The following is a 16,211-nucleotide window of genomic DNA, read 5'->3' on the forward strand; positions in this document are numbered from 1 at the left end:
TGGAGCTCCTGACGTAGAGGCGCTTTTTGCCTCGCAGGAAGGCGCGAAGCCACCGACCATTCTAGCCGCTGGAGCTGGATACATTTAAAAGCGGAACCGACTGCCCAGGCCTGGTGGCTAAGGTTCTTCCTCACAGAAGATGCTTTTTATCTTCTCGTGGGGAAGGTTCTTAGACTCAAGGGCCTAGGAGGTGAAGCTGGATACCACCGAAAAGCTCCAGCTTCATCACTCAAACATAACCCCCCGCTGAAAGCGGGGGATTTTTTATCGTAATTCTTCGTTCTTCTCCTCTAATGCCGGGAATTTCTCTTTTTTAGATCTACCAAGCTTTATTACAAAGAAATATAAGGAAAGTAACGTAATAAGGAAAACAATTAAAAACGGGTACGGAGAATAAAAAGTACGCGCCGCCTCCGATTTTCCTGCAACAAACTTCAATGACTCAATATCTAAAAACTCAGCAAACATTTGTACACCGAGCATACTGAACCAAAAAACAAAAAAACTAATAATAATACCAAAAACTTGCTTCAATCTCGTCATTCATCTCATCCTTTCTATATTTGTAATTTTTTAGTGTGATCAATATAGTACAAACGAAACTATGCACAGAAAGGAACTATCTCACCATTCACGAATTAACTTAATCCAACCTAACATCGAAATTTGCAAAATAACACCCAATATTATAAGTCTTCTTAGCCATCGAGGAAAGAATGTTAAAGCTTAACATACCATTCCAATAGCTTGTTCATAATTCCCTCCTACATAAAATTATATAGGAAAAAGGAGATACAATCCAAACCCAACAAGAATAATACCACCTACTATTTCACCGTATGTGCCAAGTATATTTTTGGCATGGCTACCAAGCAATAAACCCATCCAAGCCAGTAACATACTTATTAGTCCGAACAATAATATCGTAATAATTGTCTCTGCTCCGTAAATTCCAAGACTAAGACCTACTGAAAAACTATCTATACTGACACCAAATGCAAATACAAATAAACTAATTCCAATTGGAGCAGTTCTAGTCTCTTCCCCTTCTAAAATAGACGAATATACGATATAGAACCCTAGCCCAATTAATAAAATAGCTCCTGCAAAATTTGCGACATCCCCATACCTCTCTGATAGAAAACGTCCTAGTACCATTCCGATAAATGGCATAATAATATGAAATATCCCGATTGTCATACCTATATAAAGGATTTGTCTTAACTTTAATGTTACCATCCCCATACCGAGGCTCACTGAAAATGCATCCATCCCCAGGGCAAATGCCATAATTATTAAAGGTATTAATTGTTCAAGTGTCATTCATATCCCCCCTCGGACGTGCTACTTCACAATATGCTTATCCGAGGAGAAATATTCTGTTTGCTAAAGGTACATTATCATTCAATAATAATCTGATGTCCCGCAGCTTTTGTTAAACGATTCATAATTGCATTTCCTATGCCTTCATTCGGGAATGATTCACTAAAAATAACATCTACTTCACTTGCATCAAACGTTCTAAGCACATCATATAACTTAGTCGCAACGCTGGCTAAATCGCTTCGCACACCACAAGACAATACAACATCTGCACTATACACATGCTGATACTCTTCTGTCGTTAATACACCTACTTTAAATCCTTCTTTCTTTTTCTCATCCACAATACGTTGAATAAACTCACGGGACCCTTCAACAATACTAAGTGGCGCTTTCGGTGCATAATGTGTATATTTCATTCCAGGTGATTTTGGTTTTTCTTTCTCATCCTTTAAAGCTGGATCTAAAGAAACATTTCCTATCACGGCCTCTAATTGCTCCTTCGTAATCCCACCTGGACGTAAAATCGTCGGAACCTCGCTCGTACAATCAATTACAGTTGATTCAACGCCTACTCCTGTTGCCCCGCCATCAACAATACCAGCAATTTTCCCATTCAAATCTTCATACACATGAGAAGCTAACGTTGGACTTGGGCGTCCTGAACGATTCGCACTCGGTGCTGCAACAGGCACGTTTGCCTCTTCAATAAGGGCGAGCGCTACTGGATGATCTGGCATCCTCACTCCGACTGTATTAAGTCCTGCCGTAACCCTCTCTGAAATCCCTTTTTTTCTCGGTAAAATGATTGTTAATGGTCCTGGCCAAAAATGCTCCATTAACTTTTCTGCAACCGGCGGAATTTCTCTTACGATACCATCTAACTGAGATTTTGTTCCTATGTGGACAATCAGTGGATTATCACTCGGTCTCCCTTTCGCTTCAAAAATTTTCGCTATCGCTTCATCATCCATTGCGTTTGCTCCTAACCCATATACCGTTTCCGTTGGGAAGGCCACCGCTTCATTTTCTCTTAATAATCTCGCTGCTTCTTTTAATTGTGGATAATATTTTTTTCTTTCCACAACATTATCCACAACCCACATATTTGTATGCATTTTTTCCCACGTCCTTTTCTACCATGAAATACTTGTCTATTTTTAGTTTACTATGAGATTTATCCAAAAGACAAACAAGGTTTATCCACAAAATGTGGATAAACCTTGTTAATCCGTGGATAACTTTGTGAATAGCTGACAATTTAGTATTATTGCATTTAGCTCTTTTATATTTTTACAAAAGTGTTCTAACTGTCGAATTTCCTCTGGCACTTCCTCTTTCTCTACAATGACAAAGTTAAAAAACTGAAAGATGGTCACAGATTGTGGATGATTTGTGAGTAAGTACAATTGTCGAATATCTTTTTCTTTCATATACTGCAAAAACATCTCGAAAAAATATAAGAAAGTCTGTTTATCCACATTAGGTGTGAATAAACAAGAACGGATAAGTGCATTTTCTCCACTTTGTTCATATCCAATTACCGCTCGTATTTCTCCCGCCTCTTCCAAGATCATAAATTGTGCGTACAACTCATTTATTTTATCATCTTTTTTATTAGCTTGTCCGAAAAAAGAATGTAATCTTTCTACATCTGCTTTCGTAGCAAAATACACGTTCTTCATAATAAATCCCTCCTCATTGATATATATGAGGAAGGATTTATTAATAGCACTATTTAGAGAATAAAGATGTAAAAGCTTCGACGATAAATAATTTAACCTCTGGTTTCTCTTCCTCTTCTACTGTTACATACTCATTTTTCTTTTCTTGTTTTTGCTCCACAGGTTTCTCCACTTTTTCCACAGTTTTTGTTTCTACTTTTTTTACAGGCTGTTCTTCTACTTGTGTTTCGTGTTTTACTACTTTCTTTTCCTGTGCTGTTACTTTTTCAGCTTTTTCCGGCTTTACTACTTTCTTTTCTTTCACCTTATCCTCTTTCTTCTCCGGTACATCCACTACTTCCTCATCTGATTGTCTCACCTGCTCCTCTTCAGGAGATTCAGCTTTCACAACATGTTCTTCTTTCCTTACAGCTGTACCACTTGAAAAATCTAAGAAACACATCGGTGGAAATAATACACACCACCAGTTTGCACCTTCACCTTTTCCAATTGTAATAAGTACCGCTTCATATTCTCCTGCCGGATAAATAAAATTCCCATATACCTTTGTAGGAAATTTCACATTCTTACCGAATTTCACTTGAAACGCCTCTTTACTTCCTTCTCTTTTCAGTGTATTTGCCACTGTCTTTTCAATTTCAGGAATATGATTTTGAATTACTTTTCGAGCTTCTTCAAATGACGTTAAATCCGCTACCCATCCATCAATTTGCGCTTTTACTTCATCGCGTACTTTACGCTTTAACGCCTGATCTTTATCGGAATCACTATTAGCTAAAATACGTAATCGAACGGCCTCTTTCGGAATAACAGTAGGCCCTTTTGCATCAGCTTTCATATATCCAAACTGCACAAGTAACTGTGCACCAATTAATAATAAAAGAAAGTAAGCAATAACTTGTTTTTTCATTTCCTCCACCGTCCCCTCTAGAAACAGTGTGGACAGACTTTCATCTTTCTAAACTATTAAATTCAAAATCTATATAAAAAACCGATAGAAAAGCATTTTTTTAATTGGCGAGAGGAACTGGCTATGTATAGGTAATAAGGTGCGTATTTTCGCTGAAATAATCCCCCTTACCAAAATTCTAAATAAAATGTATGGCTGAGTAGTTACGAATTTTTCATACAAAAAATAGAGTAAGGCTTATGCCTTACTCCATCTCTGCAAATACCATGCGATCTTTTCCATTAATATCAAATACAACTTCAACTTGAGCGCGCGGGAAAGTTTGCTGTAATAATGCTTTCACATCTTCACCTTGCCCTACACCAATTTCAAACGCCACAATCGCATTGTTCTGTAATACATTCGGCAATTCCTCCATAAAACGACGATAGAAATCTAGTCCATCTTCCCCACCAACAAGCGCACGCTTCGGCTCATGCTCCTTCACAACAGTAGAAAGACCACGCCAATCTTCCTCTGGTATGTACGGAGGATTGGAAACAACAACATCTAACTTCTGACCTGTTTCATAAAACGGAGACAGTAAATCGCCGTGATAGAAAGTTACATCCGCCCCTAAAGTTTTTGCATTTTCTTTTGCAACTTCAATCGACTCCTGTGCGATATCTACTGTATACACATGAAGATTTTTATTTTCTAAAGCGAGCGTAATAGAAATCGCTCCACTACCTGTTCCAATATCCGCTATGTGAAGCTCCTCATTACCGAAATGGCGCTCAATTCTCTCTAGCACTCCAACTATAAGTTCCTCTGTTTCCGGTCTTGGTATCAATACCTCTTCATTTACAAAGAATGATCGGCCATAAAACATTTCATAACCGAGCATATATTGGATCGGAATACCTTCTACATGCTTGTGGATAAACTCTGCAAAACTTTTCTCTTGTTCCGCAGTTATTTCTTCACGCATATTCATGAGCATTCCGGTTCTGTTCGTCTTTAATACATGACAAAGGACAATTTCTCCCGCATTTTCATCTCGTCCATTTTCCTGTAAAAAAGAAGAAGCCCATTTCAGGGCTTCATAGACACGCATTACTCAGCTGCCTCCATCTTTTGCGCCTGATCTTCCATCACTAAGGCATTGATGAAATCATCTAACTTACCTTGTAGGATTTGATCTAGCTTTTGAATCGTTAAACCGATTCGATGGTCTGTAACACGGTTTTGCGGGAAGTTATACGTACGAATACGCTCTGAACGATCTCCCGTACCAACAGCTTGTTTACGGTTTTGATCATACTCAGCTTGCGCTTCTTGTCTAAATTTATCATAAACACGTGCGCGTAATACTTTCATCGCTTTTTCTTTATTCTTAATTTGTGATTTCTCATCCTGACAAGATACAACTACACCAGTCGGTAAATGCGTTAAACGTACCGCTGACATCGTTGTATTAACGCTTTGTCCACCAGGACCACTAGAAGCAAACGTATCAACACGAACATCTTTTTCATGAATATTAATTTCTACTTCTTCTGCCTCTGGTAGTACAGCTACAGTTGCTGTAGATGTATGAATACGTCCGCCAGATTCCGTTTCAGGAACACGTTGTACACGGTGAGCACCATTCTCGAATTTCAGCTTCGCGAAAGCACCTTTACCGTTAATCATAAAGATAATCTCTTTATATCCACCTAACTCTGTATAGCTCGCTTCGATAATTTCAGTTTTCCAACCTTGCACCTCAGCATAACGGCTATACATACGATATAAATCACCAGCAAATAAAGCTGCCTCGTCACCACCAGCAGCGCCACGAACCTCAACGATAACGTTTTTATCATCATTAGGGTCTTTTGGAACAAGTAAAATTTTCAGACGTTCTGATAATGTTTTCTCTTGTCCTTCTAATTCAGAAACCTCTTCTTTTACCATATCACGCATATCAGCGTCTAACTTATCTTCTAACATTGCTTTTGCATCTCGTAATTGCTCACGAACATCTTTATACTCACGGTACACCTCTACCGTGTCCTGAATATCAGATTGCTCTTTTGAATACTCACGAAGCTTATTTGTATCGCTAATAACCTCTGGGTCACTTAACAACTCATTCAACTTCTCATAACGATCTTCTACAGCTTGCAAACGATCTAACACACCATTCACCTCTACATCCTAGTATCTAATACAAATAGTATATGGTACTTAATCAAAAAAACGCAAATTATATTTAAAAGCGTAAGCGGCTTGCTCAGGATCGCAGGGCATTGGAACTCTCGACCTTGAAGCGCTTTTTGCTTCGAGCGAGAGAGTGAAATGGCCGGAGATTCTAGCCGCTGGAGCTAGATAATATTTAAAGCGCAAGCGGCTCGCTCAGCTCTGACTGGCTAAGGTTCTCTCGCACAAAAGGTGCTTTTCACCTTGAGTAGCGGCGGTTCTTAGACACGAAGAGCTTGCCACCAATCTTCATCTATTTTCGAAAAAAACCCGCTCTACATAGCGAGTTTCACTTATCTTTGTTTTGTAGGTACTGCATGACAATGACGACAACGTGGTTCATACGATTCTGAAGCCCCAACTAAAATAATTGGATCATCAAATGCCGCTGGTTCTCCATCGATTAAACGTTGCGTACGACTTGCAGGAGATCCACATTCAGAACAAACTGCCTGCAATTTAGTTACATGTTCAGCAATCGCCATCAGCTGAGGAACTTGTCCAAATGGTAGACCACGGAAATCTTGGTCTAATCCAGCTACAATGACACGATAGCCACGATTTGCCAATACTTGCACCACTTCCACAATGTCCCCATCAAAAAATTGTACCTCATCGATTGCAATAACATCCATTTCTTCTGTTACATGGTTAAATATATCTTTTGAAGCTGAAACAGGAACTGCTTTAACCTTTAATCCATTATGTGATACAACATCTTCTTCACTATAACGATTATCAATACATGGTTTAAATACAATCGCATGTTGTTTCGCAAATTGTGTACGGCGTATACGGCGGATGAGCTCTTCTGATTTCCCAGAAAACATACTCCCGCAAATCACTTCAATCCAACCATTTTGATTCATTAAGTACATTGAGCTCTCCTTTCATCTACTTTCCTAATCCAAAGTAGGGTAAAGGTTTAATATTTTCGCAAAAAAAACAGACAAGCGAATACATACACTTGCCTGTTTTATGTTCTTTATTACTTGATGCCGTATTTCTTATTGAAGCGGTCAACACGTCCGTCTGCAGTAGCAAACTTCTGACGTCCAGTGTAGAATGGGTGAGAATCAGAACTGATCTCAATTTTTAGTAATGGATAAGTGTTACCATCTTCCCACTCAACAGTTTCGCTAGAGCCTTTTGTAGACCCGCTTAAGAATTTGAAGCCAGTGTTCGTGTCCATAAATACAACTTTATTGTAATTTGGATGGATTCCTGCTTTCATTCTTTTCATCTCCTTCCGCCCTGAATCATTTTCGAAACAGAGTTTTTCATCTTCAGCTGCTTACACAACTATATTGATGAAACACATATGATGAAATTATAACAAGGCTAACTCCATTTTGCAACTACCTGTTTTTGTCTTTTTAAAAATTAAAAGCACAAGCGGCTCGTTCAGAATCGCAGGACATTGGAGCTCTCGACCAAGAAGCGCTTTTTGCTTCGACCGAGAGAGCGAAATGGCCGGAGATTCTAGCCGTTGGAGCTGGATAATACCTAAAAGCGCAAGCGGCTCGTTTAGAATCGCAGGTCACTTCAAGCTCTCGACCAAGAGGCGCTTTTTGCCTCGTAGGAAGACGCGAAGCCACCGACCATTCTAGCCGCTGGAGATGGAACTAGATACACCTTAAAGCGCAAGCGGCTCGCCCAGAATCGTAGGGCACTTCAAGCTCTCAATCCAAATATGATTTCCATCTTAAAAAACAATTTTTTCCATATATTACTTTCTCTAATATTCCCTTAAAAACATAAAAAACTCGCTTACTACGAAATAAGCGAGTCCCCATCTTTTCCCTTTACTTAGTGGTTACATACCTTTTTGAGTCTGCAACAATGTTTTGTAAAAATTCTTCATTTGTCTTTGTTTGACGAAGTTTACGTAAGAAGCCTTCAACAAAGTCTGGTGTATCACGCATTGTTTTACGAATACCCCACAGCTTGTCTAAATGTTCTTTCGGAATTAATAGGTCTTCTTTACGCGTACCAGAGCGACGAATATCAATCGCTGGGAAGATACGGCGCTCAGCTAATGAGCGATCTAAGTGAAGTTCCATATTTCCAGTTCCTTTAAACTCCTCGTAAATTACATCATCCATACGAGACCCTGTATCAACAAGCGCTGTTGCTAAAATCGTTAGGCTACCGCCCTCTTCGATATTACGCGCAGCCCCAAAGAAACGCTTCGGTCTATGAAAAGCAGCAGGATCAATACCACCCGATAAGGTTCTACCACTTGGCGGAATAACAAGGTTGTAAGCACGCGCTAAACGGGTAATACTATCCATTAAAATGACAACGTCCCTTTTATGTTCTACAAGACGCATTGCACGCTCTAATACAAGCTCCGCTACTTTAATATGATTCTCTGGCACTTCATCAAAAGTAGAACTTACAACATCACCTTTAACAGAACGTTCAATATCTGTTACTTCCTCTGGGCGCTCATCAATTAAAAGTACAATTAATTCTGCTTCCGGATGATTTGTTGTGACACTGTGTGCAATTTCTTTTAACAGACTTGTTTTACCAGCCTTTGGAGGCGCAACAATTAAACCACGTTGTCCAAATCCAACTGGTGCGATTAAATCCATGATGCGTGTCGGTAACTTTTTCGTTTCCGTCTCCAATTTCATTTGGCGATCTGGGTATAACGGTGTTAATGCAGGGAAATGTACACGCTCTTTTGCTGAGTCTGGATCATCTCCATTTACAGCTTCAACTTGTAGCAATCCAAAATAGCGCTCATTTTCTTTCGGAGGCCGTACTTTACCAGAAACCTTATCTCCATTACGTAAATCGAAACGACGAATTTGCGAAGCCGAGATATAAATATCTTCTGAGCTTGGAGAATAATTGATAGGACGTAAGAATCCAAATCCTTCTGATTGAATAATTTCTAATACGCCTTCCATGAAAAAGAAACCTTCTTTTTCTGCTCGAGCTTTTAAGATAGAGAAGATTAGCTCTTTTTTCGTTAACTTGCTGTAATACGAAATCTTAAATTCCTTCGCAAGCTCGTATAACTCTTTTAATTTCATGTTTTCTAATGCTGCAATTGACAAATTCATTCAGACACCACACTTTAACTTTATTCTCTTTTCACATGGGTAAAGGGAAAAATACGGAAGGCAAATAAATAATAATGAAAGGCAATAAGTTCAAGTAGGATAATATTCACTATTGTAACCCTTTTATCTAGTTTTAATCAATACGTTGAAACACAAATACAAGAAGCGAAGACAAGAAAATTTGTCTTCGCCTTTTCATATTTCTTTCTTTTTTCTACTCACCTGATTTTAAGGCAGAATAGATAAGGCATTTCTGCTTTTATTTAATCCAGCTTCAGCAGCTAGAATCTCCGGTGGTTTCGCTTCTTCCTGCGATTCTAAACGAGCCGCTTACGCTTTTTATTTAATAACCAAATTCGGTTTTTTATTTAAGCTATGGCGGCCGTCTACGAAGCGTACTGTGCCTGATTTTGCACGCATAACAAGGGATTGTGTTGTTCCGACGCTACCTTTAAATTGAACGCCTCGTAATAGTTCTCCGTCTGTTACACCTGTTGCTGCAAAGATTGCATCGTCACCTTTTACTAAGTCTTCCATACGAAGGATACGATTGATATCTTCAATACCCATTCTTTTACAACGAGCTAGTTCAGCTTCGTTTTGAGGTAAGAGCTTCCCGTGAATTTCTCCACCTAAGCATTTTAATGCGACCGCAGCTAATACACCTTCAGGTGCTCCACCAGAACCGAATAGAATATCTACACCAGTACGGTCAAATGCTGTATTGATTGCTCCAGCTACATCTCCATCGTTAATTAATTTAATACGAGCACCAGCTTTACGAATTTCTTCGATAATTGCTTGATGACGTGGACGGTTTAAAACTGTCGCTACAACATCTTCGATATCTTTATTTTTCGCTTTCGCAACTGCACGTAAGTTGTCGATAATAGGTGCGTCAATATCAACTGCACCAACTGCTTCTGGACCAACCGCTATTTTATCCATGTACATGTCAGGAGCATGTAACAAATTGCCGTGATCTGCAATTGCAATAACAGCAAGCGCATTCCAGCCGCCAGCCGCTACGATATTTGTCCCTTCTAAAGGATCAACTGCAACGTCTACGCGTGGTCCATATCCTGTACCCAATTTTTCTCCGATATATAGCATTGGCGCTTCATCCATTTCACCTTCGCCAATTACAACTGTACCTTTCATCGGAATTGTATCAAATACATCACGCATAGCTGATGTTGCTGCACCATCTGCCTCATCTTTTTTTCCGCGCCCCATCCAACGCGCTGATGATAATGCTGCAGCCTCTGTTACACGTACTAACTCCATAGATAAACTTCTTTCCACGATAATCCCTCTCCTTTAAGTCTTTATATTTCTGCCGTATTTTGTGAACCTTGTTTTTCTATAAAGTGTACTTCCGTTAGTAGTGATTCTTCGCTCCCCATTAACGGAAGTATCACCACCTTATCCCGATTGGTGAGGGTTAATAATCGGCGTGGGATACCCCATACTGATTAAAGTTTCACTTTATGCATTCTTCATTTCTTCAATTTCTTGCTTTGTCATTTGTTCTCGCCAAATGTTTGCACCAAGCCCTTTAAGCTTGTCTACTATATTTTCGTAACCTCGATCAATATGATCAAGTCCCGTTACTTCTGTAATGCCATCTGCCATTAAACCCGCAATAACAAGGGACGCACCAGCTCGTAGGTCACTCGCTTTCACCTTCGCACCTTGCAATAAAACCGGTCCAGTCACAATTGCTGAACGGCCTTCTACTTTAATTTGCGCGTTCATACGGCGCAATTCATCAATATGCTTGAAACGTGCGCTGTAAATTGTATCAGTTACAACTCCTGTTCCATGCGCTTTTGTTAAAAGAGTTGTAAACGGCTGTTGTAAATCCGTTGGAAACCCTGGATATACAAGCGTTTTTACATCAACTACTTTTAACCTTCTATTGCCGTTCACTGTAATTTGGTCATCGTTCGTTTCAATTTGAACACCAGCTTCTCTTAGCTTCGCAGTAACGGATTCTAAATGCTGAGGAATAACATTATCAACTGTTACTTCTCCTCCTGATGCTGCCCCTAAAATCATATACGTACCAGCTTCAATACGGTCTGGAATAATAGTGTGGTGACAACCGTGCAGTGAATCCACACCATCAATTCGGATTACGTCTGTACCAGCACCTTTAATACGTGCTCCCATACTCGTTAACAATGTAGCTACATCAATAATCTCTGGTTCTTTCGCTGCATTTTCAATAACAGTTCTACCTTTCGCTCGTACAGCCGCTAGCATAATATTAATCGTAGCTCCTACACTAACAACATCTAAATAAATACGTGCCCCACGTAGTTCGTCTGCTCTTAAATAAATGGCACCTTGTTCATTTGTAACATATGCCCCTAACGCTTCAAACCCTTTAATATGCTGATCAATCGGTCGTGGCCCTAAATGACATCCACCTGGAAGCCCAATAACAGCTTTTTTAAAACGGCCAAGCATTGCACCCATTAAATAATAAGAGGCGCGCAATTTTTTCACTTTTCCATTTGGTAAAGGCATCGCAACCATGTTAGAAGGATCGACTACCATCTCTTCTTCCTGCCCATAAGTTACTTTCCCTCCAATTTCCTCTAGTAAGTCTCCTAACATTTTCACGTCCGAAATATTAGGAACACCGCCAATAGTTACTGGAGTATCTGCTAAAATTGTCGCTGGAATTAGTGCAACAGCACTGTTCTTTGCACCACTCACACGAATTGTTCCATTTAAAGCTCTTCCGCCTTCAATTAGCAACTTTTCCATATTGAGCTCCCTTCTTGTGAATGTATTTATCTTCTACTTCTTTATAAGAAGTAGAAGATTCCCCCTTAAGAATCTCAATCACTCTTTCCATCCCGAAACTCAATAAGTAGAAAACCATCACCTGTAGCTCCCCTGCTGTACAAATAGATGAAGATTAACTATTCATCGAATCAAATTACTCAATTCAGATACTTACCACATTTATTAATAGGACTATGCACATTATTTTCTATATTTGCAAACCAAAAATTCACTTTATAAAATCTTTAGACTTGTTCGCGCTTTCATTATACAACGAAAGGAAACCGTCTAAAAGACTAGACGGTTTCCAAAACGGAATTTTATTCTTACGCTTTACCGTTAGAACCGAACTCACGCATTTTACCAGCAACAGTTGCTTTGATAGCGTCGCGGCCAGGTCCAATATATTTACGAGGATCGTAAACTTCTTGGTCTTTGTTTAATGCTTCACGAACAGCTTTTGTAAACTCAATTTGGTTCTCAGTGTTTACGTTAATTTTTGAAGTACCTAGAGAAATAGCTTTTACGATATCAGCAGTTGGGATACCAGTACCACCGTGTAATACTAAAGGTACGCCAGTGAAGTCACGAACTTGTTCCATTTCAGCGAATCCTAAGTTAGGCTCACCTTTGTAAGGACCGTGTACAGAACCTAGAGCTGGAGCTAGGCAATCGATACCTGTTGCTTCAACAAGGTGCTTACACTCTGCTGGATCAGCGTAAATTACGCCTTCAGCGATGATGTCGTCTTCTTGTCCGCCAACTGTTCCAAGCTCAGCTTCAACAGATACGTTACGAGCGTGTGCGTATTCTACCACTTTTTTAGTAGTTTCAACGTTTTCATCGAATGGGTGGTGAGAAGCGTCGATCATTACAGATGTGAAACCTGCATCAATTGCTTCTTTACATTTTTCGAAGCTTGAACCATGGTCAAGGTGAATCGCTACAGGAACAGAAATGTTCATTTCTTCGATTAAAGCTTTAACCATAGCTACAACTGTTTTGAAACCAGTCATATGACGAGCTGCACCCTCAGATACACCTAAGATTACAGGAGATTTTTCTTCTTCCGCAGCAGCTAAGATAGCTTGAGTCCACTCTAAGTTGTTCATGTTGAATTGACCAACTGCGTATTTTCCTTCTAGTGCTGTGTTTAGCATTTCTTTCATAGAAACTAAAGGCATGGTGAATCCTCCTAAAAAACGTTTTTTGTATCCGATAAATTCTTATCGCTGGTAGTATGACCAGAATAAGGTAAAATATGTATATTTACATACCGGACTTCTTTCTACACTCAATAGGATAACAACTTGTACTCAAAAACTCAACTGTATTCACCTGCTCAATAGTCCATGTAAACGCTTTTTTCCATATTTTTTATAAAAAATTCATTTTTTACGCCTCTACAGCAAGCTGATCTCTCACTGCTTGACGAATCTCATCAATATCAAACGGTTTAGCAAAGTGCATTAAAGCTCCTAAATCTTTCGCTTCTTGAATCATATCCAATTCTCCATAAGCAGTCATTAAAATCACTTTAATACTCTCATCAATTTCTTTTACATGTTTTAAAATCTCTATACCATCCATACCTGGGATTTTCATATCTAACACTACTAAATCCGGATTATCTTTTTTCACGATATCTAAAGCTTGAAATCCATTCGCTGCTTGGAACGTCTGATAACCTTCTTTTTGGAACACTTCATGCAATAAAACACGAATGCCATATTGATCATCAACGATTAAAATTTTCCCTTCCATAACTCCCAACCTTTCTGTGTAAGTACAAGATTTAAAGCTTCTTATATCTTATCGGTTTATTTTCGCTACTCTTTGCCAAATCCCTTCCTATTCTTTCTTATTTTACCGTTTCCTATTTTGTTATGCCACCCTACTATTTCCCCTTTCCAAAAAAAATAAGCTATAATGAGAACCAGCTAACACGAAAGAAAGGAGCAACAACATGTTAAAAATTTTCTCGACTCAATTAAGTGGATATTTCCCCAAAATTTCTCAAAAAGAGGAAATGAATATAGAAGATAGCGCTCGTCTACTTGCCCAGGCGTTAGTTGGCGATGGCTTCATTTACTTGCATGGTACAAACGAAATGGAAGGTATTGTTTCAGAAGCATTATTTGGCGCCGAACCAATGAAACAAGCAAAACGTTTAATAGAAAACGGTGAACCGGCGGCAGTGACTTCTGCGGACCGCGTACTTCTTATTAGTCGTTTTTCGACAGATGAAGAAATTATAAAAACCGCGAAAAAACTTCATAAAGAAGACCAATCTATCGTTGGAATCTCGGCTATTCAAGAAGGTGTTGAATCACTGGAACAATATACAGATGTACATATTGATACAAAGCTGTTAAAAGGTCTTATTCCAGATGATGAAGGTAACCGCTATGGGTTCCCAAGTTTAATTATAGCTTTATTTGCTTATCACGGATTGAAATTTACAATTGATGAAATGTTAAACGAATATTAAAAAAAGCGCCCTATTTCAGGCGCTTTTTTTTATTACTTGCTCTCTTTATTCGTAATAGAAGCACTTACGAAGTCATGGAACAATGGTTGTGGACGGTTTGGACGAGATACAAGTTCTGGATGGAACTGTGCTGCCACGAACCAAGGGTGATCTTGTAATTCAATAATTTCCACTAGACGACCGTCTGGGCTTGTACCAGAGAATACAAATCCTGCTTTTTCCATATCTGGACGGAATTGATTGTTGAACTCATAACGATGACGATGACGCTCATATACAACCGGCTCATTGTAAGCATTGTAAGCATTTGTTTCTTCAGCAAGCTTACATGGATATAGACCAAGGCGAAGTGTACCACCTAAATCTTCTACATCTTTTTGTTCTGGTAATAAATCGATGATTGCATAAGGTGTGTCAGGATTAATTTCAGAAGAGTTAGCCCCTTCTAATCCTAATACGTTACGTGCGAATTCGATTGATGCAAGTTGCATACCTAGGCAAATTCCTAAGAATGGAACTTTGTTTTCACGAGCATATTGAATTGCAACGATTTTACCTTCTACACCACGATCGCCGAAGCCACCTGGTACAAGGATACCATCTGTGTCGCCAACTAATTCTTTTACGTTCTCTGCTGTTACGTGCTCAGCATTTACCCATTTCACTTCTACATCTGTGTCGAATGAATAACCTGCATGACGAAGCGCTTCTACAACAGAAATGTATGCATCTTGAAGCTCTACGTATTTACCAACAAGAGCGATTTTTGTTTTCTTAGAAAGGTTACGTACTTTATTAACTAGCGCAGTCCAATCTGTCATATCTGCAGCTGGATTGTCTAACTTCAAGTGATCACAAACGATTTGGTCCATGTTTTGTTCTTGAAGAGATAATGGAACCGCATATAAAGTATCTGCATCGCGTGCTTCGATAACTGCTTTTGTATCGATGTCACAGAATAATGCAAGCTTGTCTTTCATGTCCTGAGAAACAGGTAGTTCTGTACGAACAACGATAATATTTGGTTGAATACCTAAGCTGCGAAGCTCTTTAACGCTATGTTGCGTTGGTTTTGTTTTCATTTCACCCGCTGCTTTTAAGTACGGGATTAACGTACAGTGAATGTACATTACATTGTCACGACCGATGTCGCTCTTAATTTGACGAATTGCTTCTAAGAATGGTAAAGACTCGATATCACCAACAGTTCCACCGATTTCTGTAATAACAACGTCGGCATTTGTTTCGCGACCAGAACGATATACACGTTCTTTAATTTCGTTAGTAATGTGAGGAATAACTTGAACTGTTCCTCCTAAATATTCACCACGACGCTCTTTTTGAAGAACTGAAGAGTAAATTTTACCTGTTGTTACGTTGCTGTATTTGTTTAAGTTGATGTCGATAAAACGCTCATAGTGACCTAGGTCTAAGTCCGTTTCTGCACCATCATCTGTTACGAATACCTCACCGTGTTGGTAGGGGCTCATAGTCCCTGGGTCTACGTTAATGTATGGATCAAACTTTTGAATAGTTACGTTTAAACCACGATTCTTTAAAAGTCTTCCAAGAGATGCTGCTGTAATACCTTTACCTAAAGACGATACTACACCGCCTGTTACAAAAATATACTTAGTCATGAAAATACTCCCTTCTACTTCGTTGTTATATAATCACCGTTGCAAAGCGCAACGTATGTAGAT

At 39.2% G+C, this 16,211-nt stretch carries 16 protein-coding genes; 1 reads left to right on the forward strand and 15 read right to left on the reverse strand.

Annotated features, from left to right (window positions below; translation table 11 throughout):
• Window positions 1–264: 264 nt before the first annotated feature.
• From NSS97_RS26975 to spo0F, 14 genes are all read right to left on the reverse strand, one after another.
• Window positions 265–543 carry a DUF3935 domain-containing protein gene (locus NSS97_RS26975; RefSeq protein WP_002034899.1) on the reverse strand — a complete coding sequence of 93 codons (279 nt, stop codon included), beginning with the start codon at window positions 541–543 and terminating at the stop codon, window positions 265–267.
• 231 nt (window positions 544–774) lie between these two features.
• A complete protein-coding gene (locus NSS97_RS26980; RefSeq protein ID WP_002016298.1) occupies window positions 775–1,323 on the reverse strand; it encodes a manganese efflux pump MntP in 549 nt (182 codons plus the stop codon).
• A 77-nt stretch (window positions 1,324–1,400) separates the two neighbouring features.
• The gene (locus NSS97_RS26985) at window positions 1,401–2,441 is read right to left on the reverse strand and encodes an L-threonylcarbamoyladenylate synthase (protein ID WP_002016299.1); all 1,041 of its coding nucleotides are present in this window, start codon (window positions 2,439–2,441) and stop codon (window positions 1,401–1,403) included.
• Window positions 2,442–2,549: 108 nt separating this feature from the next.
• Entirely contained in the window at window positions 2,550–3,008 is a 459-nt protein-coding gene (locus NSS97_RS26990; protein ID WP_002034898.1) for a mechanosensitive ion channel protein, read from the reverse strand.
• Window positions 3,009–3,057: 49 nt separating this feature from the next.
• Window positions 3,058–3,918, reverse strand: coding sequence for a stage II sporulation protein R (spoIIR, locus tag NSS97_RS26995; protein ID WP_016121117.1), 861 nt, complete (start codon window positions 3,916–3,918; stop codon window positions 3,058–3,060).
• 244 nt (window positions 3,919–4,162) lie between these two features.
• Window positions 4,163–5,014 carry a peptide chain release factor N(5)-glutamine methyltransferase gene (gene prmC / locus NSS97_RS27000; RefSeq protein ID WP_044438302.1) on the reverse strand — a complete coding sequence of 284 codons (852 nt, stop codon included), beginning with the start codon at window positions 5,012–5,014 and terminating at the stop codon, window positions 4,163–4,165.
• On the reverse strand, window positions 5,014–6,081 hold the full coding sequence (prfA, locus tag NSS97_RS27005; protein WP_002113060.1) for a peptide chain release factor 1: 1,068 nt from the start codon (window positions 6,079–6,081) through the stop codon (window positions 5,014–5,016). The genes prmC and prfA overlap by 1 nt, the downstream gene beginning before the upstream one ends.
• A gap of 353 nt (window positions 6,082–6,434) precedes the next feature.
• Entirely contained in the window at window positions 6,435–7,019 is a 585-nt protein-coding gene (locus NSS97_RS27010; RefSeq protein WP_002016305.1) for a thymidine kinase, read from the reverse strand.
• A 110-nt stretch (window positions 7,020–7,129) separates the two neighbouring features.
• Window positions 7,130–7,375, reverse strand: coding sequence for a type B 50S ribosomal protein L31 (locus tag NSS97_RS27015; RefSeq protein WP_000643447.1), 246 nt, complete (start codon window positions 7,373–7,375; stop codon window positions 7,130–7,132).
• Between the two features lie 571 nt (window positions 7,376–7,946).
• A complete protein-coding gene (rho, locus tag NSS97_RS27020) occupies window positions 7,947–9,218 on the reverse strand; it encodes a transcription termination factor Rho (protein ID WP_002016308.1) in 1,272 nt (423 codons plus the stop codon).
• Between the two features lie 339 nt (window positions 9,219–9,557).
• The gene (glpX, locus tag NSS97_RS27025; protein ID WP_002016310.1) at window positions 9,558–10,523 is read right to left on the reverse strand and encodes a class II fructose-bisphosphatase; all 966 of its coding nucleotides are present in this window, start codon (window positions 10,521–10,523) and stop codon (window positions 9,558–9,560) included.
• Window positions 10,524–10,706: 183 nt separating this feature from the next.
• Complete coding sequence (gene murA / locus NSS97_RS27030) at window positions 10,707–11,996, reverse strand: UDP-N-acetylglucosamine 1-carboxyvinyltransferase (protein WP_002034893.1); 1,290 nt, start codon at window positions 11,994–11,996, stop codon at window positions 10,707–10,709.
• Window positions 11,997–12,343: 347 nt separating this feature from the next.
• The gene (locus NSS97_RS27035; RefSeq protein WP_002016312.1) at window positions 12,344–13,201 is read right to left on the reverse strand and encodes a class II fructose-bisphosphate aldolase; all 858 of its coding nucleotides are present in this window, start codon (window positions 13,199–13,201) and stop codon (window positions 12,344–12,346) included.
• A 211-nt stretch (window positions 13,202–13,412) separates the two neighbouring features.
• The gene (gene spo0F, locus NSS97_RS27040; protein WP_000398592.1) at window positions 13,413–13,781 is read right to left on the reverse strand and encodes a sporulation initiation phosphotransferase Spo0F; all 369 of its coding nucleotides are present in this window, start codon (window positions 13,779–13,781) and stop codon (window positions 13,413–13,415) included.
• A 202-nt stretch (window positions 13,782–13,983) separates the two neighbouring features.
• On the opposite strand from spo0F, the gene NSS97_RS27045 reads away from it, so the two are divergent.
• Window positions 13,984–14,508 carry a DUF2529 domain-containing protein gene (locus NSS97_RS27045; protein WP_341114501.1) on the forward strand — a complete coding sequence of 175 codons (525 nt, stop codon included), beginning with the start codon at window positions 13,984–13,986 and terminating at the stop codon, window positions 14,506–14,508.
• Window positions 14,509–14,540: 32 nt separating this feature from the next.
• Here the strand turns inward: NSS97_RS27045 and pyrG are convergent, their stop codons facing one another.
• Window positions 14,541–16,148, reverse strand: coding sequence for a CTP synthase (gene pyrG, locus NSS97_RS27050; protein WP_002016314.1), 1,608 nt, complete (start codon window positions 16,146–16,148; stop codon window positions 14,541–14,543).
• Between the last annotated feature and the right edge of the window lie 63 nt (window positions 16,149–16,211).

Origin of the sequence: Bacillus sp. FSL R12-0074 (assembly GCF_038005725.1) — a bacterium.
GTDB classification, from domain to species: Bacteria; Bacillota; Bacilli; order Bacillales; family Bacillaceae_G; genus Bacillus_A; species Bacillus_A mycoides.

Excerpts from the sequence above, each read along its gene's own strand:
- NSS97_RS27010 (WP_002016305.1), bottom strand. The coding sequence starts at position 7,019 with ATGTACTTAATGAATCAAAATGGTTGGATTGAAGTGATTTGCGGGAGT.
- pyrG (WP_002016314.1), bottom strand. The coding sequence starts at position 16,148 with ATGACTAAGTATATTTTTGTAACAGGCGGTGTAGTATCGTCTTTAGGT.
- murA (WP_002034893.1), bottom strand. The coding sequence starts at position 11,996 with ATGGAAAAGTTGCTAATTGAAGGCGGAAGAGCTTTAAATGGAACAATT.
- NSS97_RS26985 (WP_002016299.1), bottom strand. The coding sequence starts at position 2,441 with ATGCATACAAATATGTGGGTTGTGGATAATGTTGTGGAAAGAAAAAAA.
- NSS97_RS27045 (WP_341114501.1), top strand. The coding sequence starts at position 13,984 with ATGTTAAAAATTTTCTCGACTCAATTAAGTGGATATTTCCCCAAAATT.
- rho (WP_002016308.1), bottom strand. The coding sequence starts at position 9,218 with ATGAATTTGTCAATTGCAGCATTAGAAAACATGAAATTAAAAGAGTTA.
- NSS97_RS26980 (WP_002016298.1), bottom strand. The coding sequence starts at position 1,323 with ATGACACTTGAACAATTAATACCTTTAATAATTATGGCATTTGCCCTG.
- prmC (WP_044438302.1), bottom strand. The coding sequence starts at position 5,014 with ATGCGTGTCTATGAAGCCCTGAAATGGGCTTCTTCTTTTTTACAGGAA.
- NSS97_RS27035 (WP_002016312.1), bottom strand. The coding sequence starts at position 13,201 with ATGCCTTTAGTTTCTATGAAAGAAATGCTAAACACAGCACTAGAAGGA.
- spo0F (WP_000398592.1), bottom strand. The coding sequence starts at position 13,781 with ATGGAAGGGAAAATTTTAATCGTTGATGATCAATATGGCATTCGTGTT.
- NSS97_RS26990 (WP_002034898.1), bottom strand. The coding sequence starts at position 3,008 with ATGAAGAACGTGTATTTTGCTACGAAAGCAGATGTAGAAAGATTACAT.
- NSS97_RS27015 (WP_000643447.1), bottom strand. The coding sequence starts at position 7,375 with ATGAAAGCAGGAATCCATCCAAATTACAATAAAGTTGTATTTATGGAC.
- spoIIR (WP_016121117.1), bottom strand. The coding sequence starts at position 3,918 with ATGAAAAAACAAGTTATTGCTTACTTTCTTTTATTATTAATTGGTGCA.
- NSS97_RS26975 (WP_002034899.1), bottom strand. The coding sequence starts at position 543 with ATGACGAGATTGAAGCAAGTTTTTGGTATTATTATTAGTTTTTTTGTT.